Origin of the sequence: Campylobacter ureolyticus ACS-301-V-Sch3b (assembly GCF_000413435.1) — a bacterium.
Classification (GTDB): domain Bacteria; phylum Campylobacterota; class Campylobacteria; order Campylobacterales; family Campylobacteraceae; genus Campylobacter_B; species Campylobacter_B ureolyticus_A.
In genome coordinates this window covers 124,062-146,849 of sequence record NZ_KE340328.1, presented here as the reverse complement: position 1 = coordinate 146,849, position 22,788 = coordinate 124,062, and the positions used below count along the sequence as shown (strand labels likewise).

Genomic DNA, 22,788 nt, shown 5'->3' with positions numbered 1-22,788 from the left:
AGTAATGGAATTTTTCAATATTATTAAAGAAGATTTAAGTGAGCCTAAAAGGCAAGATCCAGCTTATAATAGCTTTGTGGAGCTTTTTTTCAACTACCCTGGAGTTTGGGCTATTGTAAATCACCGCTTCGCTCATTTTTTATATAGAAAAAAATTTAAAAGAACAGCTAGAGTAATATCTGGAATTTCAAGATTTTTAACCGGAGTTGATATCCACCCTGGCGCAACAATAGGAAGAAGAGTTTTTATAGATCATGCAACAGGAACTGTTATAGGAGAAACTGCAATAATTGGAAATGAAGTTTTACTTTATCAAGGAGTTACTTTAGGTGGAGTTAGTTTAGAAAAAGAAAAACGCCACCCAACACTTGAAAATGGAGTGGTTGTAGGAGCTGGAGCAAAGATACTTGGAAACATTACAATTGGCGAAAACTCAAAAATCGGCGCAAACTCAGTTGTGGTAAAAGATGTTCCTGCTAACTCAACAGCAGTAGGAATTCCTGCTAAAATAATAGGTTCAAAAAAGGAAAAACCACTTTCTCACAACCAAATTCCTGATATAAATAAAGAGTTATTTTTATATTTAATAGAAAGAATTTGCATTTTAGAAGATGCATTGTGTAAAGATGATATAAATGAGCTTGAAAAAGATAAAAAACTTGAAGAGTTTTATAAGGCGTATTTGAATTCTTTAAAATAAAAGATATAATTAACCAAATTTCATAAAAAGGAACGAAAATGAAACTTTCCAAAAGAGTAAGCGTTTTAGAAGAGTCCATAACAATTGCAATCAGCTCACTAGCTAAAGAGATGAAAGCAAAAGGCGAAGATGTTATAAGCCTAAGTGCAGGAGAGCCAGACTTTGACACACCAAAAGTTATAAAAGATGCCGTTATAAAAGCTATGGAAAAAGGCTGTTCCAAATACACAGCAATCCCAGGAACTCCAGAAGTCTTAAAAGCAATTCAAACAAAACTAAAAAAAGATAATAACCTAGACTATAAAACTTCTGAAATTATTACAAATGTTGGAGCAAAACATTCACTTTTTAACATTATTCAATGCCTAATCGATGATGGTGATGAAGTTATAATCCCATCTCCATATTGGGTAAGCTATCCACAAATGGTAAAATATGCTGGTGGGACTCCAGTATTTTTAAAAACTTGCGAAAAAACAAATTTTAAAATTTCGGCTAAACAACTAAAAGATGCCATAACACCAAAAACAAAACTTTTAATCTTAAACTCTCCAAGCAACCCAACTGGAGCAATTTACTCAAAAGATGAGTTAATTGCATTAGCTGATGTGCTTAAAGACACAGATATAATGGTAGCTAGTGATGAAATTTATGAAAAAGTAAATTACAAACATGAATTTCATGCAGTAGCAAGCATCAATGATGATATGTTTCAAAGAACAATTACAGTAAATGGACTTAGCAAATGTGGAGCAATGCCAGGCTGGAGATTTGGATATATGGCAACACCAAATACGCAACTAATAAAAGCTTGTAAAGCACTTCAAAGCCAAAGTGTTTCAAACATAAGCTCAATAGTTCAAGCAGGAGCTATTCCATCACTTTTAGGACAAAGTGATAAAGATATTGAGTTTATGAGAAAAGAATATCAAAAAAGAAGAGATTACGCAGTTAAGTTTATAAATGAAAATATAAAAGGTTTAAAAACACTAAACCCAGATGGAGCTTTTTATCTTTTTGTAAATTGTAAAGAAGTTGAGCAAGACTCAATGAAACTTTGCAAAGATATCCTTGAAAAAGCAAAAGTTGCAGTTGTTCCAGGTGTTGGCTTTGGAATGGATGGATATTTTAGACTCTCTTTTGCAACTAGTTTGGACGAGATAAAAACAGCACTTGATAGAATAAAAAAATTAGTTGAAAACTACTGATATAAGCCCATTTTGGGCTTATGAAACATTATAAATTTTTGTAATTTTATGAAAAAATTTATCGTTGCCCTACTTCTTATCATAATTTTTCCAATTTTTTTATTTTTTATCTTAAATTTGGCATTTCCACTTGATAAAACAGAGCTCTTTTTAAAAGAGTCTTACATTTTATATGATAAAGATGGCAAAATAGTCTCTCAAAGAGTAAATGATGATGGTCTTTGGTTTTATAAAACAGATGAAATTCCGCCTCTTTTAAAAAAAAGTATCATAAGCTTTGAAGATAGATACTTCTACTATCATTTTGGTGTAAATCCATTTTCTATCATAAGAGCATTTTTTCACAACCTAACAAACCCCAACAAAATCGGCGCTTCAACCATAACAATGCAAGTTGCAAGGATGATAGAGCCAAAAAAAAGAAGCTATAAAAATAAAATAATTGAAATTTTTAGAGCCCTGCAGATCGAGCTAAACTACACAAAAGATGAAATTTTAACACTCTATTTTAATCTAGCTCCTTATGGTGGAAACATCACAGGCATAAAAGCGGCAAGTTATTTTTATTTTAATAAAAACTTAGATGAGCTAAGTCTATCTCAAATAGCACTTTTAACAACAATTCCTAAAAATCCAAACCAAAATCGCCTAGATAAAAACAAAAACTTAACAACCCTTAAAAATAGAGTTTTAAAAAATCTTTTAAAAGATAAAATTATAGATGAAAACTCCTACAAAAGAGCTTTGAAAGAGAGTTTTTCGCCCAAAAGATTTAGCGCAAAAAATAGTGCCTTTCACTACTGTAATTTAGCTTTTAAAAACAACTTGAAAAACTCAAATTTGGATTTAAATTTGCAAAATTTCATAGAAAAAAGTGCTAAAAATCTAATTTTAAATTTACAAAATCACAATATAAACAACGCCTCTGTTGTTGTTATTGACAATAATTTGATGGAAGTAGTTGCTTATGTAGGAAGTCATGACTTAAAAGCTCAAAACGGCTTTAATGATGGCGTTTTAGCAAAAAGAAATGTCGGCTCAACGCTTAAACCATTTATCTATGCTCTGTCTTTTGATAGCGGACTTATCACCCCAAAACAGCGTTTAATCGATAGTGAAATTTATATAAATGAATACAGGCCTACAAATTTTTATGAAGATTACTTAGGTGTTATCCCTGCTGATTTGGCACTTAATTTTTCTATAAACACAATATCTGTTTTTTTAAACGATAAGCTAGAAAAAAACTCACTTTATGAGCTACTTTTAAAGGCAAATTTGGTAAAAAATAAAAAAAACTTTTATGGCTCATCAATCGCACTTGGAGGGCTATCTTTAAGTCTTTTAGATCTTACTCATCTCTACACCTCTTTTGCAAATGGCGGTGAGCTAAAACCACTTAAATTTGCTGGTTTTGTCATAGATAAAAATGAAAGGCTTTTTTCAAAACAAAGCGCTTATTTAGTAAGTGAGATTTTAAGCAATTCACCAAGAAGCTACTTAAACTCAGTCTGGCAAAATACTTTGGATATGCCAAAAATAGCCTTTAAAACTGGCACTAGCGCAAACGGCGTTGATCTTTTAGTAGTTGGCTATGATAAAAACTATACCATTGGAATTTGGCTTGGAAACTTTAGTGGCTTGCCAACCAAAAATACAAGTGCCGCACAAAGTTCGGCTAAACTTTTATTTGAAATTTACAGCTTCTTAAACAAAAGAGAAAAGCTGGAGTTTTTAAAAGAGCCAAGCGGGATAATAAAAGAAAAAAGATGTGTTGATGAGTTTAAATTTCAAGAGTGCAAAAACTATAAAGATGATTTTTTGATAGAAAATGTTGCTCTTAAAGATATCTGCCAACTCCTTACAAATGAGCAGTTAAATCACCTCTTAATTAACAAAATAATAGATGAAAAAGAGATCTTAAATAGTCCTTGCAAAGAGCTTTTTACAAACAAATCTCCACTCATAGCCACTCCTTATAACAATGCCGTGATTATTGGAAATATAAGCAAAATTAGTGTAAAATGTATGAGCTTTTTAGGTAAAAGTGTTTTTATAAAAGTTGATGATGAGGATTATAAAAAAGTTGATAGTGCAAGTGATAATTTTGTTGAGCTTAAAAGTGGCAAACATACCATTTATTGCCTAGATGAAAATTCAAATTTATCCACTTCAAATATAGAAATAAAAGGATTTTAGATGAGATTTGTAGCTGTTTTTTTACTGGTTTTAAATTTTATTTTTGCTAATGCCATAGATGAGATAAAAGTTTATAAAGATAGAGTTGAGTTTTATAGTAAAACGTTTGATAACTCCAAAATTGGTAAAGTTTTTAGGGATGATTTTATAACTTGCGAGCCAAAAATTGATGGTATTTTTCATCAAGAAAGTAATGAGCTTATAACCTTTTACTCAAAAACAATACTTCCAACATCAACTACTTTTAACTGCTCATACAATGATGAAAAAATTAGTTTTAAAAGCGATAAATTTCAAATAGAAAAGTTTCAAAAAATGGATAAAAATAGGTATTTTATCTCTTTTAATGATGAAGTTACAAATTTAAAAGAAAATATAAAAGCTATAACCCTAGATGAAAAAATAGTTCCTTTTAAACTGCATATTTTAAGCTCATCTGAGGCAATAATAGAAGTTTTAAGTAGCGATTCTTATACCTTAAAAATCTCTAAAAATGTAAAAAATCCTAAAAATAGCTTCCTAGAAAATGACGCTATTTTAAATAGTTTTGGCCAAAGTGATGATGAACTTAAAAGCTCTAAAACTTTAGAACTTGATACTACTCTTATCAAGCCACTCTCATATCCAGATAAAATGCTTGGTTTTAGGCTCTATATGGATGATTATTTATGGCTAAACAATGTTTTGGTAAGTTGTGATGATACGCAAAATTTCAAAGTCATAAATAGTGGATATGAAAACTCCAAAAGTTATTTTGATATCGTAAGTAGCGATTTAAAGGACAATAGCGAGTATGAGATAACTCTTAAAAAAGGTTTTGGCGAGAAAAATTATAAAGCCTTAAAAAAAGATCTGAAATTTAGGCTAAAAACAGCTGATTTTGCCCCTGAAATTTGGTTTTTAGATGATAAACCTTATATCTCAAGCAAAGGAAAAATCGCCCTAAAAAGTATAAATTTAAAAGAGATAAAGACTGTTTTAACAAAAATAAGTGATGAAAATCTAAGATATTTTTTAAATTTCGATGATGGCATAAATACCTTTAGCGATGAAAAAAGTCAAAATTTTCATCTTGATTTTGAGCCAAATAAAGAGATAAAAACTCTTTTAGAATTTGATTTTGACAAAGATGGGATTTACAATCTTGAAATTTTTTACAAAGACAAGGATGAGAGATTAAAAAGTATAAATAAATTTATCTACTATAGTGATTTAGCACTTCATGCAAAGGTTTTTAAAGATGAAATTTTTGTTTTTGTAAATAGGCTTTCAAACAATGAAGTGGTAAAAAACGCCCAAATTACCGTTTTTTCAAATAAAAATAAAATCATTGCCAAAGGAATAACCGATGAAAAAGGTGTCTTTAAGTTTAGCCAAAAAAATATAATTGATAAAAAGCCAAAGTCTATTTTGGCAAGTTTAAACAGTGAGAGAAATTTCCTTATATTAGATGAGTTTCAAAATACAAATACTACTCAAGAACCAGTAGAAAGCACCTCAAAGGGTGCAGATGCTTTGTTTCAAAATCTAAAGTCTACTCAAAAACCAAAAGCTTATGTCTATTTAACAAGCGATATTGTAAGACCAAATAGCGAAATTTCAGGCATCATCATCCTTAAAGAAAACTTTAAATCTCTTAAAAATTTACCGATAAAAGTTAGAGTTTATGACGCACAAAACTCTAAAATCTATGAAAAATCTTTTATATTAGATGAGTTTGGAAGCTTAGATTTTAAGATAGAAAATGGCTTTAAAACAAGCGGAAAACAAAGGCTTGAAGTTATCTTTGAAAACAAAATCTTAGCAAGAAAAGATTTTTTTATCGAGTCTTTTATCCCACAAAATTTAAAAGCAAATGTGAAATTTAGCAAAGAATTTTATACAAAAGATGAAAAACCACTTTTGAATTTAAGTGCAAATTATCTCTTTGGACAAAATGCATCAAATTTAAGCGGCGATTTAAGTGTTTCTTTTTTAAATAGCACCTTTAAAAATGATAAGTTTAAAGATTATACTTTTGATGATAGCTCTTTAAATGAAAAAGATTTATATTTTGATGAAAAAACTATATTATTAGATGAAAATGCAAGCTCTAAAATTCTCATCTTGCCAACATTTAACGCCCCACTAAACTCAGTTATAAACATCAAAGCGACTTTTTTACTAAATGACAGTGGCAAAAATGTAGCTGGATATTCACAAAGTAAGTTTTATCCATTTAAAAGCATTGTTGGCATAAATTTAGAGAAAAATATCCTAGATCAAAGTCAAGATCTAAAAGCTAGTTTTATAACTATCGACCCTGCAACTCTAAATGAGACAAAAAGCTCTTTAAAAGCTAGCCTATACAAAGAAGAGTGGATTTACACACTCGATGAAAAGGGCTTTTTATCATGGTTTAAAAAAGACAGTAAACTTAAAGATTTTGATATAAAAGATAACTTTTTAACTATTAAAAATCCAGGTTTTGGAAGCTATAAACTTGAAGTTTTGGATCTAAATAGCTCTCATAAAAGCGTGGTAAGTTTTGAAGTAAGTGGCTTTGGAAGTGATGAGCTAGTGCCTACAAAAAGACTTAGCAAAGCCTCAATAAAAACCGATAAACTCATCTATAATGATGATGAAAATATATCCGTAACTATTAGCTCAGCCCTAAAAGATCCTTTAATGCTAGTAAGCTTTGAAAGCGATAAATTAATCGATTATAAGATAGTAAAACTATCTGGCAAAACGACAAATTTAGGCTTTAAAGTGCCAAAAGATTTTAAAGGCGGATATATAAAGGCCAAACTTCTAAGGCTTAGCGATACTCCTTCAACTTTCTTGCCATTTAAAGCATGGGATCAAATTTACATAGAAAACAACAGCTCCAAATTTAACTTAAAGCCACAAATTTTGGCTCCAAATTTAGTAAAATCCAATCAAAACTTAGAAATTACTATCCACGCCAAACCAAATACCAAAATCGCCCTATTTGGAGTTGAAGAGGGAATTTTAAATCTACTTAATCAAAAAAGTCCAAAAAGCTATGAGTTTTTTAAGACAAAATTAGCAGTTTTAGGAAGTGATTTTGACATTTATGACAAGCTTACAAACTTTATAAATGATGGAAAAGTGCTTAAATTTGGAAGTGGCGAGATGTTAAAAAGTGCTGCTATGAAAAAATATCTAGATCCATTGGAAAATAAAAAAATCGACACTTTTATCTTTATGCAAACAGCAGTTGCTGATGAAAATGGCACTGCTAAATTTAGCAAATTTATCCCAGCCAATCTCAACACAAAGATCCGCCTTGATGCCATTGCCATTGATGAAAATCAAATTGGTGAAGAGAGCACTTTTGTAGTGATAAAAGATGATATTTTAGTTAAAGTCCCGCTCATTGCCTATCTTTTAAATGGCGATGAAGTAAATTTAGTCTTTAAAATTTTTAACAACACAGACAAAGAGTTAAAGCCAAAAATTACTCTATCAAAAAGCCAAAATTTAGAGCTTTCTTATGATAAAAACTTAAGCATTGCACAAAATAGTTTTAATGATCTTATTGTAAAAATAAAGACTTTAAGCCTAGGAAAAGGAGATATAAATATCACAATAGATGATAAAACTACAAATTTAAATTTTGAAATTTTAGAGCCAAACTCACTAAATACCGATGTAAAAAGTGGCATACTTAAAGGCAAAAAAGAGTTTATGTTTGATAAATTAGATAAAGTAAAAGTTCAAATTTCATCAAATTTGCAAACACTTTTTGTAGATGAGATGGATAAACTCATAAACTATCCATATGGCTGCAGCGAACAAAAAAGTTCACAACTTCTAGCACTTATGTTTTTAAACCCAACAAACAAAGCAGGTAAAATAGACAGAGAAAATTTCATAAATTTGGGCATAAGAGATCTTTTGGCTTTACAAAATGAAAATGGCGACTTTGGGTATTGGAGAGCTAACTCAAATGTAGATGAGTTTTCTAGTATCTATGCAACTCACGCGCTTTTACTCTTAAAAGAAAATGGCTTTGAAGTGCCACAAATCTCACTTAACAAAGCCCTAAAATCCTTAAAAGAAAAAGGCATAAACTCAAATTTAAGTAGTATTTACGCCTTGTATATTTTAAGCCAAAATTCAAAAAACAACTTAGATGAAAAGATAAATTTACTCTTAGACAATAAATTTTATAAAGATGACTTACTTAAGCTTTTCTTAACAGCTGCCATTTTGAAAAATGCTGGACTAAACAAAGAGTTAGAGAGCATAAAAGAGCAGATAAAGGCTTTTAAGATAGATAAAATGCAAAATAAAGAGCTAAATTTCGCCTCAAAAATTAGAGATTTAAGCTTTTCGCTCTATCTAAATTTAAGATATTTTAAAGATGATGAACTAAGCCAAAAACTTTTAAATGAGATAGTTTTATTGAAAAACAGCATTAAATCAACCCAAGATAGAGCTTTTGTTCTTTTGGCAATAAACGAGTTTGAAAAAGAACAAGACAAAGACAAAAGCTTAAAAATAAAGGTAAAAAATGGCGATAATCTCTATATGTTTAGCCAAAATGCAAATTTAAACATAGACTTAAAAGATAGAAATTTAACTATTGAGTCAAGTAATAAAGCCTATTATTCGCTAATTAGTTATGACTACAAACCAAAGTCTATTAAAAATAGTTTAGAGATGAAGAGTTTAAACATAAAGAGGGAATTTGTAGATAGTAGTGGAAACTTAGTTGATTTGGCAAATTTAAAAATAAATGATTTGATATTTGCCAAAATTACACTTAAACTCAATCAAAACTTTAATGACATCTTAGTCTATCAAAAAGTCCCATCTTGCCTTGAGATAGTCAATGAAAGAATTATCCAAAACATAAGAGATAAAAAACTTAAAGATGATATCTCAATGGTTCACAAAGAGATAAAAGATGGCTCTATAACAGACTTTTTACCACCTGTTTATAGCGGCGAAAGCATAACATTTTATACTCCTTTTAAAGTAGTTTTAAGTGGAACTTGCAAGCTGCCACAAGCAAATGCTGAGTCAATGTATGATGAAAAGATAAATGATTATAGCCTTGAAGCTTATGAAATCAAGGTTAAATAAATGAATTTTAAGCCAAATTTAGCTAATATTAAGCTATTTTTATAAGAAAAGGAAGTTTGAAGTGGATTTTTACAACCCAAAAGATATCGAAGAAAAATATTATCAAATTTGTGAAAACAGAGGCTATTTTGAAGTTGATGGCAATAAAAATATCCAAAATGGAAAAAAATTCTGTATTATGATGCCACCACCAAATGTCACAGGAGTGCTTCATATCGGGCATTCTTTAACTTTTACCTTACAAGATATAATGACTCGTTACAAAAGAATGGACGGCTTTAAAACACTCTATCAACCCGGTATGGATCACGCAGGAATAGCAACTCAAAATGTTGTTGAAAAAAAACTTTTAGCAAAAGGTATCACAAAAGAGAGTCTTGGACGTGAAAAATTCGTTGATGAAATTTGGAAATGGAAAGAAGAAAGTGGCGGCACTATCCTAAAACAGATGAGAAAACTAGGCATTACCCCTGCTTGGTCAAGACTTCGTTTTACAATGGATGATGGGCTTAAAAGTGCTGTTAGAAAGGCATTTGTAAGTCTTTATAACTCAGGTCTAATAATTCGTGGAAATTATATGGTAAATTGGTGCACACACGATGGAGCACTAAGTGATGTGGAAGTTGAACACAAAGAGCATGTTGGAAAGCTATATTACTTAAGATATTTTTTAAAAGATAGTGATGAGTTTGTCGTAGTTGCCACAACTCGTCCTGAAACTTACTTTGGTGACACAGCTGTTATGGTAAATCCAAACGATGAAAGATACACTAAACTAATTGGCAAAAAAGTAGTTTTACCACTAATTGGTCGTGAAATTCCAATAATTGCCGATGAGCATGTTGATATGAGCTTTGGAACTGGCGTGGTAAAGGTAACTCCAGCTCACGATCAAAACGACTATGAAGTTGGCAACCGCCACGGCTTAGAGTTTATTACAATTTTTGATGAAAAAGGTATATTAAACGATGAGTGCGGCGAGTTTAAAGGGCTTGAAAGACTAGACGCAAGACAAAAAGTTGTAGCAAAACTCCAAGAAATCGGCAATGTTGAAAAAACAGAAGATTATACCAATCAAGTTGGATATTGTTATCGCTGCAAAAATATCGTTGAGCCATACATTTCAAAGCAGTGGTTTGTAAAAAAAGAAATAGCCACTGATGCCATAAAAGCGGTAAATAACGGCGAAGCTCAGTTTTTCCCAGCTCATTGGATAAATAGTTTTAACGCATGGATGAGAGAGTTAAAAGACTGGTGTATTTCAAGACAGCTTTGGTGGGGACATCAAATTCCTGTATTTTACTGCAATGAGTGCGGTCATGAATGGGCAGATGAGGATGAAAATCCAGCGTGTTGTCCAAAATGCAAAAGTAAAAATTTCTATCAAGATCCAGATGTCCTTGATACTTGGTTTAGTAGCGGACTTTGGCCATTTTCAACACTTGGTTGGGGCAATGATGAAAACTATAAAAACGAAAAATGGTTTGAAGAGGACCTAAAAGAGTTTTACCCAAATACTATGCTAATAACTGGCTTTGATATTTTGTTTTTTTGGGTTGCAAGGATGATGTTCCAAAGCAAAAATGCTCTAAAAAAACTACCATTTAAGGATATCTATCTTCACGCTCTTGTTAAAACTGCAACAGGCGAAAAAATGAGCAAAAGTAGTGGCAATGTCATTGATCCACTCGTTAAAATTGATGAGTATAGTGCCGATATTTTGCGCTTTACTTTGGCACTTTTATGCATTCAAGGGCGCGATATTAGGCTAAGTGAGGAAAAGTTAGTTCAAGTTAGAAATTTTACAAATAAGCTTTATAACGCTCATAAATTCCTGCTTTTAAATGAGAACAAATTTCCAAATTTAAGCGAGTTAGAGCTTAAAACAGAGCTTGGAACTTATATGTTTTCACGTTTTCAAAACTGCGTGAGTGAAACTAGAAAAAACCTTGATGAATACCGATTTAACGATGCTGCAAATGAAATTTATAAATTCCTATGGGATGAGTTTTGCGACTGGGGAATTGAGTTAAGCAAGGCCCAAAAAAGTGCAGTTAAAGAACTTGGTGCGATTTTTAAAGAGGCTATGAAACTTCTAAATCCTTTTATGCCTTTTTTAAGTGAATATTTGTGGCATGAGTTAAGCGGGACAAGCTTGCAAAACTCAGACTCAATTATGATAATGCCCTATCCAAAAGCCACTAAACAAAACAGCGAAATTGAGGCAAAATTTAGCCTTATTATAGAAAGTATCGTAGCGATCCGCCGCGCAAAAGCGACTATTGATTTGGGAAATTCAAAAATTTCACTTGCTTATATTAAGCTGAATGAAAATATAAATTTAGAAAATGAACTTGAGTTTATAAAACTTCTTGCAAAATGCGAAGATGTTAAATTTGTAAATGAAAAAGTAGCCGACGCAGTAGCTGATGTAAGTCAAAATTTAAGCGTTTTTGTGCCTTTAAGCGGAGTTGATTTAAGTGAAATCTTAAAACGCCTTAACGCACAAAAAACAAAGCTTGAAAAAGAGATTTTAAAACTTGAGGGAATGCTTAAAAATGAAAAATTTATCGCAAATGCCCCGGCAGAAGTTGTGCAAACCAACCGCGAAGGACTAAAAAACGCAAAAGATCAACTTAGTAAAGTTGAAAATGAGATAAGAAGCCTAAAGAACTAAAATGAAACCATACTACACGATAATTTTGCTAATTTTATCAAATATATTTATGACAATTGCGTGGTATGGCCATTTAAAACTTAGCAAATTACCAACTTTTAGCTCACTTAGTCTTATTTGGATAATTTTACTTAGTTGGGGAATTGCATTTTTTGAATATTGCTTTCAAATTCCTGCAAACAGATATGGCTTTGTGGAAAATGGCGGCGCGTTTAATATATGGCAGCTAAAAGTCTTGCAAGAAGTTATCACGCTAGTTGTATTTACGGCATTTACACTGCTAGTTTTTAAAAATGAAACCTTAAGATTAAATCATATAATAGGTTTTATTTTTCTTATATTGGCGGTCTATTTTATATTTAAAAAATAAAAATGCTAAAATAACCAAATTTAAAAAAAGGAGTATAAGATGAAAAAAGTTATAGTTTTACTATCTTTTGTTTGTGCTGTTTTAGTCGCAGATGAATTTGAAACTGCTGACAAAGCTTATAAAGCAGGAGATTATCAAAAAGCTTTTAAATACTCTAAATTAGCTTGTGATAATGGAGAGTATTCAGGTTGTAGCGGTCTTGGAGTTTTATATGCCAATGGTAAAGGTGTGAGACAAAGCTACACAGAAGCTTTTAAATACAATAAATTAGCTTGTGATAATGGAGAGTATTTAGGTTGCACCAATCTTGGATTTTTATATGATAATGGTCAAGGTGTGAGACAGAGCTGCACAGAAGCCTCTAAATACTTTAAATTAGCTTGTGATAATGGAGAGTATTTAGGTTGTAGCGGTCTTGGAATTTTGTATGCCTATGGTCGAGGTGTGGAGCAAAACTACACAGAAGCCTCTAAATACTATAAGTTAGCTTGCGACAATGAAAAATCTTCAGGTTGTATCGGTCTTGGAGTTTTATATGAGAGTGGTAAAGGTGTAAGACAGAACTATAGCATGGCCAAGGAGTATTTTGGCAAGGCTTGCGACTTGGGCAATCAACAAGGTTGTGATGCATTTGCAAAGCTAAATCAAAAAGGCTACTAACTATCTTTTATAGATAGTTTTATAGGTTTTATTTTTCTTATATTGGCAGTCTATTTTATATTTAAAAAATAAAGGAGAAATTATGCAGGGTATCATTGGTGGTTTTAGTCTTGGAACAGTTATAGCAGTAGCTCTTTCATGGAGTGCAAACAAAAGTATTTTATGGGCAATAATACATGGCTTTTTAAGCTGGATTTATGTAATTTACTATTTTATAACAAAATAAAAAAATGATAGAAGTTAAAAATTTAAGCAAAAGTTACGGCAGCACACTTGTGCTAAAAGATATAAATTTTAGCATTAAAAAAGGTGAAATTTTTGGTCTTGTTGGACATAGTGGTGCTGGTAAAAGCACCCTACTTCGCTGTATAAATGGACTTGAAGACTACCAAAGTGGAAGCTTAAAAGTTGGTGGTGTAGAGATAAAAGATGTAAAAGGCAAAAAATTACGAGAACTTAGAAAAGAAATCGGTATGATTTTTCAAAATTTTGCCTTAATGAGTAGAAAAACTGTTTTTGAAAATGTTGCAACGCCTCTAAATTTTTGGGGTTATGATAGAAATTATACTAAAAAAAGAGTTGATGAACTTTTAGAAATAGTAGGACTTAGCGATAAAAAAGATTTTTATCCAGCAGCACTTTCTGGTGGGCAAAAACAACGAGTTGCCATTGCAAGAGCTTTAGCACTAAACCCAAAAATTTTACTTTCAGACGAGGCTACTTCGGCACTTGATCCAAGTATAACAAAACAAATTTTAGCTCTTTTAAAGCGTATTAATAAAGAATTTGGCATTACTATAGTTTTAGTTACTCACGAAATGGAAGTTGTAAAAAGTATCGCTAACAAAGCTGTTCTTTTAAATAGTGGCATAATTACAAATCAAGGCGAAATTCACGAACTATTTTTAAAGCCTGATAAAAATATGCGTGAGTTTTTGGGAGAGGAAATGGTCCTTCCACAAGATGGCATAAACATAGCTCTTTATTTTCCAAAAGAAGTTGCTTTTGAGTGCGTTATCACACAAATGGCGCGTGAGCTTGACTTAAATTTCAACATCGTTTGGGGCAAAATTGAGCAATTAAGCGAACTTGTGCTTGGACACTTGGTTATAAATATAGAGCCAAAAGATAAAGAAAAAGTTATAAACTTTATTAAAAAAACTGGTGTTTTATGGGAGATAATAGAATGAAAAAATTAATTTTATTTTTACTATTTTTAGGATTATTTTTTATCTATCCATTTTTTGTCGGTGATACTATTTTTACAACTATTGATACTGTATTTTTTAAAGAAAGTCCATTTTTTGAAGGAATTTTTACAAATTTAAGCCAAAATTTAAAAGAACTTTTAGGAAATAAAAACTATCAAATTTGGATAAGCATTTTACTAAATGCTTCGTGGCAGACTATTTATATGAGCATAACAGCTACAGTTTTTGCTTCTATTTTTGGGTTAATTCTAGCAATAATTTTAGTAATTACTAGAAAAAATGGACTTATGGAAAATAGATATGTTTATGCTGTGCTTGATTTTATAGTAAATGTTGTTAGGAGTTTTCCATTTATTATATTAATTATCGTGTTATTTCCTTTTGTAAAACTCATAATAGGCACAAGTATTGGTACAAACGCTGCTATAGTTCCACTTACTATAGGAACTGCACCATTTATCGCAAGGCTTATAGAAAATGCTTTAATAGAAGTTGATAATGGCGTAATAGAAGCTGCAAAAAGCTATGGTGCAAGTAAAATGCAAATTGTTTTTAAAGTTATGCTAGTTGAAGCAATTCCATCTTTAATCAATGTGCTTACACTAACAATAATTGTTGTTATTGGTTTTTCTGCGATGGCTGGAACGCTTGGCGGAGGTGGGCTTGGAGATGTTGCTTTGAGATATGGATTTCAAAGATTTAATGATGATATTATGCTTTATACAGTATTAATTTTGATTGTTATGGTTCAGATTTTTCAAATGATTGGAAACTATATTTACAAAAAAACTAAAAAATAACAAACTTTTTAATATACGAAATTGTTTAAACAGTGCATTGTTTAAACAATTTCATCTCTAAAATATTATTGCTAAAATTATAAAAAGGTGTAAAAAAGTTATAAATTTACTAAAAATTCAAAAATAATATAATATTTTTTTATTCAAATAGAATTTTAACTCTTATTTTATCAAAATTTAGATATATTCTCAAAGTTATAATTTTAAACTTTAAGGAATAATTATGTCTTCATTTCAAAAGCTTATAAAAAGCTACAAAGATAAGAATTTAGTTTTAAAAATTTTAACCGGTGTTTTTATCGGTGCGGTAATTGGCTTTTTAGCTCAAGATAGCGATACTGGTTTTATAAACAACTTAGCTGCTGCTGTAGGGACTTTAGGAAGCTTGTTTGTAGGAGCTTTAAAAGCAGTTGCACCAATTTTAGTTTTTATATTAATAGCCGCTTCATTTATAACTAGAAATTTTAGCAACACAAAAGGGCTTAAATTCGTTTTAGTTTTGTACTTTATAAGCACTATTTTAGCCTCAGCTATTGGAGTAATAGCAAGCTTCATGTTTCCAACAACTTTAGTTTTAGATGTTACAGCTGTAGATGCAAGCTCAGCTCCAACTAGCATGGTAGAAGTTTTATCAGGACTTTTATTTAAAATGGTTGATAACCCTGTAAATGCTCTTGCAACAGGAAATTATGTTGGAATTTTAACTTGGGCCATTGGCTTTGGTTTAGCGCTTAAATTTGCAAGCCCTGCTACAAAAAGCTTATTTGAAGACTTATCAGACGCAATCACAAAAATAGTTCAATTCATCATCCAACTAGCTCCTTTTGGTATTATGGGTCTTGTTGCAAACAGCGTTGCAACTGCTGGCGGGGAAGCTTTAATGGGATATTTAAAACTTGTTATAGTTTTAGTTGCTGCTATGGCTTTTGTTGCTTTTGTAACAAATCCACTTCTAGCAGGAATTGTTTTAAAGAAAAACCCTTATCCACTTTTATTTACTTGCCTTAAAGAAAGTGGTTTATATGCATTTTTTACAAGAAGCTCAGCTGCAAACATACCTGTAAATTTAAACCTTTGTAGAAAGCTTGATTTAGATGAAGATCTTTACTCTATAACAATCCCTCTTGGAGCAAATGTAAACATGGCTGGAGCTGCTGTGGTAATTGCCATTTTAACACTTTCAGCAGTATTTACTTTAGGAATTGAAGTTAGTTTTGGAACTGCACTTTTACTTTGTTTTGTTTCAGCTCTTGGAGCTTGCGGATGTGGTGGAGTAGCTGGTGGTTCGCTTATGCTTATTCCTCTTGCAACATCTTTGTTTAACATACCAAATGATATTGCTATGCAAGTAATAGCAGTTGGATTTATAATAGGTGTTATCCAAGACTCAGTTGAAACAGCAATCAACAGCTCAACTGATGTTTTATTTACAGCTGTTGCCTCAGAAGCTACAAATAATACCAAAAATTAACTAAAAAATTAGTGGTTGTTTAGACCACTAATTTTAAATTTTTAAACTCACTTTTTTACAATTACTTTTTTTTAAACAAATTTATATTAAAATATATAAAATTTAAAAAAGGAAATATATGAATTGGAATTTAAAAGAGTTTTTTAGTAGCGAAGATGAGTTTAATGAATTTATAGATAAAATAAAAAATGAAGCCATAATTTTTAATAAAACATATAAAGATAATTTAGAAAAACTTGATAATAGTGAATTTATAAATGCCTTACAAACTCTTGAAAAGATAAATGAAAACATATCAAAAGCACTAACTTACCGATATCTTGCATTTGCTAAGGACACCACAAAAGGAAAAGAACTAGCAAGTAGTGAGCTAATTTGTAATGAAATTTCACAAAATTTACTGTTTTTTGAAATTGAGTTTAACAACCTAGAAAAAACTAAAAAAGATAAATTTATAAATGCCTCACCAAAATACAAATATCACTTAGAGCTTTTAAACAAAGAAAAAGCTCATCAACTCTCTCTTTTAGAAGAAAAGGTTTTGCTTAAAACTTCACCTGTTGGAAGCAGTGCTTTTGCAAGACTTTTTGATGAAACAATGGCAAATTTGGATTTTGATTTTGAGGATAAAAAGATAAAAATTGAAACTTTACTAAGCTATTTAAGCGATGAAGATAGAAATAAAAGAAAAAATGCTGCACTTAGTCTTAGCAAAACCTTAGATGCAAATTCTCATCTTTTGACATATATTTATAATATGATAAAAACCGATTTAAACATTCAAAAAGAGCTAAGAAACTACAAATTTAGCGAAAGCTCGATGCATTTATACAATCAAATTGAAAAAGAAAGTGTTGATAGTTTAATAAAAGCAGTTGAGAAAAGATTTGATTTATCTATTGATTATTACGCAAAAAAGCGTGAAATTTTAGGATTTGAAGAACTATATGATTATGATAGATACGCTCCAATTAGAAGTGATGAAGAAATAACTTTTGAAGAATCTAAAAAAATAGTTTTAAAAGCATTTAATGAATTTAGCCCAAAATTTGGAGAAATTGCAAAAAAAGCTTTTGATGAAAACTGGATAGATGTCTATCCTGATAAAAATAAAACTAGCGGGGCATTTTCTCACTCAGCAGTAAGTAGCGTTCATCCTTTTGTAATGCTAAATTTTACAAACAAAAAAAGAGATCTTTTTACCCTTGCTCACGAGCTTGGTCATGCAATTCATCAATATTTAGCTTATAAAGTCGGATATTTTAACTCAAGCACACCACTTACCACAGCTGAAACAGCATCGGTATTTTGCGAAATGCTTGTATTTGACTATGTTTATCAAAAAAGTGATGATAAAATTTCACTCCTTGCCTCAAAACTTGAAGATATTTTTGCCACACTTTATAGGCAAATTAATTTTACAACTTTTGAAAGAAGAGTTCATAGCTTTGAAGGTGAGCTAAGCAAAGATGAATTAGATAAAATTTGGCTAGAAGAATCAGCCAAAATGTTTGGAAAAAGTCTAAAATTAAATGAATATTATAAATCTTGGTGGAGTTATATACCACACTTTATCCACACACCATTTTACTGCTACAGCTACTCTTACGCTCAGCTTTTAGTTTTAGCTTTATTTGGACTTTATAAAAGTAAAAAATGTGAAAATTTTGTAGAAATTTATACTGAATTTTTAACTCTTGGTGGTAGCAAAAGTCCAAAAGAAATGGTTGAGATGTTTAACCTTGATATAAATAGTCAAGAGTTTTGGCAAATAGGACTAAATGAAGTTGAAAAATTAGTAAAAAAATTTAAGGAGCTAAAATGAATATTTTAAAAGATAGTGTTTTTTGTGATTTAATGAAAAATCATGCAAAAGAGTGTTTAGAATATCTGCTTGAAAGAAATCGTGGATTTAACATAGTTGTAAATTTAAAAAATGTTAAATTTAACCCAGAATTGCCAAAAGAAATAAGCGATAATTTTTCAAATTTAATAATGTTTGAACTTGGTAATTATACTTTAGAAAGTGCATTTTTAGAAGATGGTTTTTTAATATTTGAAGCTGGTTTTGGAAATGAAAATTTCGCCTCAACTCTAAGTGTGCCTTTGAGCGACATAATACAAATAAATTTAAAAAATCAGCCAATTTTTATAAATTTATCAATTCAAGAAAAAAAAGATAACGAAGAGGATAAAAGAGCAAAATCAAAAAAAATATTTTCAAGCAAATAGATAAAAAACCTTATTATAAGTTATTTTTGATAAAATAGAGGTTTTATATATGGAGGAATCATTGCAAAGTATTTTACAAGGACTTAACGAGGAACAAAAAAAAGCAGCAACACACGTTGATGGAGCAATGCTTATTTTAGCTGGAGCTGGAAGTGGAAAAACAAAAACTATAACTTCTCGTCTTGCATATCTTATATCTCAAGGCATTCCTGCAAACTCTACTTTAACACTTACTTTTACAAATAAAGCAGCTCTTGAGATGAGAAATAGAGCTTTAAATCTTATAAATCAAACAAAGCTCGATGCTTATCCTTTGCTTTGCACATTTCATAAATTTGGACTTTTATTTTTGAAATTTTACATGAGTGAGTTAAAAAGAAAAAACAATTTTGTCATAATTGATACAGATGATAAGAAAAAAATCATTAAAAAATTTCAAAGTGATCTATCAACTTCAATTTTAGCAAATGAAATTTCGAAGATAAAAAACTCTCTTGTAAGCGTTGATGATGCTTTAAGCAACTCAACATTAATAAATGATTACGCTAAAAAAGAAAGTGGGTTTTATCAAAAAGTTGCAAAAGTTTATAAAGAATATGAAGATACATTAAAAAATGAAAATTTAGTTGATTTTGATGATTTGCTTGGACTTCCATATAAAATTTTAGCTAAAAACAAAGAACTTTGTGAAGAAATTTCACAAAAATATAAATATATAATGGTCGATGAGTATCAAGATACAAACGAATTACAATTTAAACTTTTAGAAAAACTTTGTTTAATGCATGAAAATTTATGCGTTGTAGGAGATGATGATCAAAGCATTTATGGCTGGCGTGGTGCAAGAGTTGAAAATATTTTAAATTTCAAAGACCAGTTTAAAAATGTTACTTTAATAAAACTTGAAAACAACTATCGCTCTACTCAAAATATACTAAATACAGCAAATAACTTAATTGACTGCAATCAAAACCGCCTTGGTAAAAAATTAATCGGAACAAAAGAAAAAGGCGAAGAAGTAACTTTAATGGAAAGCGAAGATGAAAACTACGAAACAAATAAAATTTCAAATGCTATAAAAAAACTTATAAATAGTGGCGAAGAGCTTAAAAATATCGCAGTTTTATATAGAGTAAATGCTTTATCAAGAGCTTTGGAAGATGGCTTAACAAAAGCAAGAATTCCTTATAAAATGGTTGGTGGAATAAAGTTCTATGAAAGAGCTGAGATAAAAGATATGATAAGCTATATAAGACTTATTTTAAATCCAAATGATGATTTTTCACTAAGAAGGATTATAAATCGCCCAAAAAGAGGCGTTGGTGCAGCTTCTCTTACAAAGCTTGAAAATATTGCAAAAGATCAAAATTTATCACTATTTGAAACTTTAAATAATACTTCAAATCTAGGTAAAAAATCACAATTAATGCTTACACAATTATATGAAGATATTTTAGAGCTAAAAGAAAAAGATAATTTTTATGATATTATTAACTCCCTTGATGAAACTTTTAAACTTAAAGAATTTTACAAAGAACTCCCAGAAGGTGATGATAAAATAGCCAATATCGATGAGTTTTTAGCAATGCTTAAAGATGCACTTGTAAATGAACCAAATTTTGACCTAGAAGAGTTTTTAAACGAACTAAGTCTTCAAAGCGAGCAAGATAACATAAGTGAAGATGGCATTAGTATAATGAGCGTTCACGCAAGCAAAGGCTTAGAGTTTAACCATCTTTTTGTAATAGGTATGGAAGAGGGATTTTTCCCTTTAATTGGAGATCACACTGATATCGAAGAAGAAAGAAGACTTGCTTATGTAGCAATTACAAGAGCTAAAAAAACACTGACTTTAAGCTATTCTAACTCAAGGTTTTATAAAGGAAAAAGACAAAATCTTGATAAAAGTAGGTTTTTAAGTGAGGCTGGACTTTGTGAAAGTGCACTAGTATTTGAAAAAAGTACTAGTTTTAAAAAAGGCGATTTAGTAAAACATAAACTTTTTGGAATTGGTCGCGTTACAAATGTTGGTGAATATAAAAATGAACTCAAACTTAGTATAAATTTTGGCGGAATTCACAGAGATATAATATCGAGTTTTGTGGAAAAAGTAGTATGAATGCTTTATTTGTTGCAAATAAGCCAATAGGAATTTCATCAAATTTTTTTCTTAGCAGATTAAAAAGAAAATACGGCGTTAAAAAAGCAGGTTTTTCAGGCACACTTGATCCATTTGCAAGTGGAAGTTTGATAATTGCCTTTGGTGATTATACAAAATTTTTTAGATTTTTAGATAAGACTCCAAAAATTTATAAAGCAACACTTTGGCTTGGAGCAAAAAGTAAAAGTTTGGATAATGAAAATATACAAAGTATTAAAAATATCTCTTTATTTGATAAATCAACTATTGACAGAATAGTAAAAAATTTACAAGGAGAATTAACTTATACTCCGCCTAAGTTTTCAGCTAAAAAGATTAATGGAAAAAGAGCCTATGAGATGGCTAGAAATGATGAAGAGTTTGAACTTAAAGAGTGTAAAATGAATATTTATGAGTCTAAAATAATAAATTATTCACACCCTTTTTTAACCATTCTTTTAAGTGTTAGCGAAGGAGCTTATATAAGAAGCTATGCCGAGCTTTTTAGTAAAAAACTTGGATGCGATATCACTCTAAGTGCTTTAAATAGAGTAAGTGAAGGAAAATTTAAATATGAAGATGAAGAGTTTTTAAATCCATTTGAATATTTAAATTTGAAAGAAAACTTTTATTTAGGCGATTTAGACGATGTGATTTTAGGTAAAAAGCTAAATTTTAAAAATTTTAAATTTTTAAATGATGGTGAGTATTTGCTAAATTTAGGCGAATTCTACTCCATTGTACAAATAGAAAATAACCAAGTAAAATATCTTTGGAATAGGATAAAAATTTGAAAAGTTATGCAAAACTTAATATTTTTTTAAAGATAACTGGAACAAGAGGAAATTATCACGAAATTTCATCGCGCTTTATCTTATATAAAAGTCTTTTTGATAAAATTTACTTTGAAAAGTCAGAGTTTCAACACAGCGGCGAAGATTTAAATATAATATCAAATATTAAAATTAATGGAGAAAATATTATAAATAAAGCTTTTAAAGAGCTTTTAAAAACAAAATTTAAAGATAAAATTTCTGATTTTTTTAAAACTCATAAGATGATTTTAGAAAAAAATATTCCGATGGGTGCAGGACTTGGGGGCGGCAGCTCAAATGCTGCGGCATTTTTAAATTTAACAAATCAAACTCTAAATTTAAACTTTTCAAAAAAAGAGTTAATCGAAATTTCAAAAAACATTGGAAGCGATGTGGCTTTTTTTATAACTGAGTTTGAAAGTGCAAATGTAAGTGGCGTTGGCGAAATAGTAGAAAATTTTAATGATGATATTCCAAATTTAGAAGTATTTACACCAAGTATTTTTGCCTCAACACCTGAAATTTATGCTAAATTTAGAAGTGATTTTATAGATAATATTGATTTAAATTTAGCCAAAAAATTAAAAACTCTTTCAACAAAAGAGATTTTAAAAAAATATAAAAATTATGAACTAAACGATCTTTTAGCTCCATTTCAAGCTATAAACCCAAATTTTAAGTTAAAAGAAAATGAGTTTTTTAGTGGGAGTGGGAGCAGTTATTTTAAAATAAAAGGGAAAATTTGAAAGTATTAGCAAAAAATAAAAAAGCTTTTTTTGACTATGAAATTTTAGAAAAATTTGAAGCTGGTGTTGTGCTTAAAGGCAGCGAAGTAAAAGCTTTAAGAGCTGGCAGAGCAAACCTTAAAGATAGCTTTGTAAGAATTATAAAAGGTGAGCTTTTTTTACTAAATGCGCATATTAGCCATTTAAATACGACAAATCCATACTATAAACCAGATGAAAAAGCCCCTAGAAAACTTTTGATGCATAGATATCAAATTGATAAACTTCTTGGTATGGTAACAAAAGATGGGCTTACAATAGTTGCGTTATTGCTTTATTTAAATAATAAAAATATAATAAAAGCTCAAATTGCTATTGCAAAAGGAAAAACTTTGCATGATAAAAGAGAAACCTTAAAAAGAAAAACTGCCGATAAAGAGGCAAAAATGGCAATGGCAAATTTTAAAAAAGGTAAAATTTAAA

At 30.1% G+C, this 22,788-nt stretch carries 17 protein-coding genes; all 17 read left to right on the top strand.

Going from position 1 to position 22,788, the window contains the following annotated elements:
• Positions 1–4 precede the first annotated feature (4 nt).
• The 17 genes from cysE to smpB all read left to right on the top strand — a co-directional run bounded on the left by cysE (position 5) and on the right by smpB (position 22,787).
• Entirely contained in the window at positions 5–700 is a 696-nt protein-coding gene (cysE, locus tag HMPREF9309_RS07980; RefSeq protein WP_016647434.1) for a serine O-acetyltransferase, read from the top strand.
• Between the two features lie 38 nt (positions 701–738).
• Positions 739–1,908 carry a pyridoxal phosphate-dependent aminotransferase gene (locus tag HMPREF9309_RS07975; RefSeq protein ID WP_016647433.1) on the top strand — a complete coding sequence of 390 codons (1,170 nt, stop codon included), beginning with the start codon at positions 739–741 and terminating at the stop codon, positions 1,906–1,908.
• A 48-nt stretch (positions 1,909–1,956) separates the two neighbouring features.
• Positions 1,957–4,107 carry a penicillin-binding protein 1C gene (gene pbpC / locus HMPREF9309_RS07970; protein WP_016647432.1) on the top strand — a complete coding sequence of 717 codons (2,151 nt, stop codon included), beginning with the start codon at positions 1,957–1,959 and terminating at the stop codon, positions 4,105–4,107.
• A complete protein-coding gene (locus HMPREF9309_RS07965) occupies positions 4,108–9,204 on the top strand; it encodes an alpha-2-macroglobulin family protein (protein WP_016647431.1) in 5,097 nt (1,698 codons plus the stop codon). It begins immediately after the preceding gene.
• Between the two features lie 61 nt (positions 9,205–9,265).
• Positions 9,266–11,881 (top strand): valine--tRNA ligase, encoded by a 2,616-nt coding sequence (locus tag HMPREF9309_RS07960; RefSeq protein ID WP_016647430.1) that lies wholly within the window; start codon positions 9,266–9,268, stop codon positions 11,879–11,881.
• A gap of 1 nt (position 11,882) precedes the next feature.
• A complete protein-coding gene (locus tag HMPREF9309_RS07955; protein WP_016647429.1) occupies positions 11,883–12,251 on the top strand; it encodes a DMT family protein in 369 nt (122 codons plus the stop codon).
• Positions 12,252–12,290: 39 nt separating this feature from the next.
• Positions 12,291–12,911, top strand: coding sequence for a tetratricopeptide repeat protein (locus tag HMPREF9309_RS07950; RefSeq protein WP_016647428.1), 621 nt, complete (start codon positions 12,291–12,293; stop codon positions 12,909–12,911).
• A gap of 82 nt (positions 12,912–12,993) precedes the next feature.
• Entirely contained in the window at positions 12,994–13,137 is a 144-nt protein-coding gene (locus HMPREF9309_RS09065) for a hypothetical protein (protein WP_016647427.1), read from the top strand.
• A gap of 4 nt (positions 13,138–13,141) precedes the next feature.
• A complete protein-coding gene (locus HMPREF9309_RS07945) occupies positions 13,142–14,101 on the top strand; it encodes a methionine ABC transporter ATP-binding protein (protein WP_016647426.1) in 960 nt (319 codons plus the stop codon).
• On the top strand, positions 14,098–14,922 hold the full coding sequence (locus HMPREF9309_RS07940; RefSeq protein WP_016647425.1) for a methionine ABC transporter permease: 825 nt from the start codon (positions 14,098–14,100) through the stop codon (positions 14,920–14,922). The genes HMPREF9309_RS07945 and HMPREF9309_RS07940 overlap by 4 nt, the downstream gene beginning before the upstream one ends.
• A 223-nt stretch (positions 14,923–15,145) precedes the next feature.
• Positions 15,146–16,393 carry a serine/threonine transporter SstT gene (gene sstT, locus HMPREF9309_RS07935; protein WP_016647424.1) on the top strand — a complete coding sequence of 416 codons (1,248 nt, stop codon included), beginning with the start codon at positions 15,146–15,148 and terminating at the stop codon, positions 16,391–16,393.
• 118 nt (positions 16,394–16,511) lie between these two features.
• Positions 16,512–18,218: a M3 family oligoendopeptidase gene (locus tag HMPREF9309_RS07930; RefSeq protein WP_016647423.1), complete on the top strand. Its 1,707-nt coding sequence runs from the start codon at positions 16,512–16,514 to the stop codon at positions 18,216–18,218.
• Positions 18,215–18,625, top strand: coding sequence for a hypothetical protein (locus tag HMPREF9309_RS07925; RefSeq protein WP_016647422.1), 411 nt, complete (start codon positions 18,215–18,217; stop codon positions 18,623–18,625). Before HMPREF9309_RS07930 ends, HMPREF9309_RS07925 begins: the two co-directional genes overlap by 4 nt.
• 61 nt (positions 18,626–18,686) lie before the next feature.
• Positions 18,687–20,744: an ATP-dependent helicase gene (locus tag HMPREF9309_RS07920; RefSeq protein WP_081634536.1), complete on the top strand. Its 2,058-nt coding sequence runs from the start codon at positions 18,687–18,689 to the stop codon at positions 20,742–20,744.
• The gene (truB, locus tag HMPREF9309_RS07915; RefSeq protein ID WP_016647420.1) at positions 20,741–21,559 is read left to right on the top strand and encodes a tRNA pseudouridine(55) synthase TruB; all 819 of its coding nucleotides are present in this window, start codon (positions 20,741–20,743) and stop codon (positions 21,557–21,559) included. The genes HMPREF9309_RS07920 and truB overlap by 4 nt, the downstream gene beginning before the upstream one ends.
• Positions 21,556–22,326 (top strand): 4-(cytidine 5'-diphospho)-2-C-methyl-D-erythritol kinase, encoded by a 771-nt coding sequence (locus HMPREF9309_RS07910; RefSeq protein WP_016647419.1) that lies wholly within the window; start codon positions 21,556–21,558, stop codon positions 22,324–22,326. The genes truB and HMPREF9309_RS07910 overlap by 4 nt, the downstream gene beginning before the upstream one ends.
• Entirely contained in the window at positions 22,323–22,787 is a 465-nt protein-coding gene (smpB, locus tag HMPREF9309_RS07905) for an SsrA-binding protein SmpB (RefSeq protein WP_016647418.1), read from the top strand. Before HMPREF9309_RS07910 ends, smpB begins: the two co-directional genes overlap by 4 nt.
• Position 22,788: the final 1 nt, after the last annotated feature.

Coding starts and splice junctions, on each gene's coding strand:
- HMPREF9309_RS07955 (WP_016647429.1), top strand. CDS start 11,883: ATGAAACCATACTACACGATAATTTTGCTAATTTTATCAAATATATTT.
- HMPREF9309_RS07925 (WP_016647422.1), top strand. CDS start 18,215: ATGAATATTTTAAAAGATAGTGTTTTTTGTGATTTAATGAAAAATCAT.
- HMPREF9309_RS07945 (WP_016647426.1), top strand. CDS start 13,142: ATGATAGAAGTTAAAAATTTAAGCAAAAGTTACGGCAGCACACTTGTG.
- cysE (WP_016647434.1), top strand. CDS start 5: ATGGAATTTTTCAATATTATTAAAGAAGATTTAAGTGAGCCTAAAAGG.
- pbpC (WP_016647432.1), top strand. CDS start 1,957: ATGAAAAAATTTATCGTTGCCCTACTTCTTATCATAATTTTTCCAATT.
- HMPREF9309_RS09065 (WP_016647427.1), top strand. CDS start 12,994: ATGCAGGGTATCATTGGTGGTTTTAGTCTTGGAACAGTTATAGCAGTA.
- HMPREF9309_RS07940 (WP_016647425.1), top strand. CDS start 14,098: ATGAAAAAATTAATTTTATTTTTACTATTTTTAGGATTATTTTTTATC.
- HMPREF9309_RS07930 (WP_016647423.1), top strand. CDS start 16,512: ATGAATTGGAATTTAAAAGAGTTTTTTAGTAGCGAAGATGAGTTTAAT.
- HMPREF9309_RS07950 (WP_016647428.1), top strand. CDS start 12,291: ATGAAAAAAGTTATAGTTTTACTATCTTTTGTTTGTGCTGTTTTAGTC.
- sstT (WP_016647424.1), top strand. CDS start 15,146: ATGTCTTCATTTCAAAAGCTTATAAAAAGCTACAAAGATAAGAATTTA.
- truB (WP_016647420.1), top strand. CDS start 20,741: ATGAATGCTTTATTTGTTGCAAATAAGCCAATAGGAATTTCATCAAAT.
- HMPREF9309_RS07975 (WP_016647433.1), top strand. CDS start 739: ATGAAACTTTCCAAAAGAGTAAGCGTTTTAGAAGAGTCCATAACAATT.
- HMPREF9309_RS07965 (WP_016647431.1), top strand. CDS start 4,108: ATGAGATTTGTAGCTGTTTTTTTACTGGTTTTAAATTTTATTTTTGCT.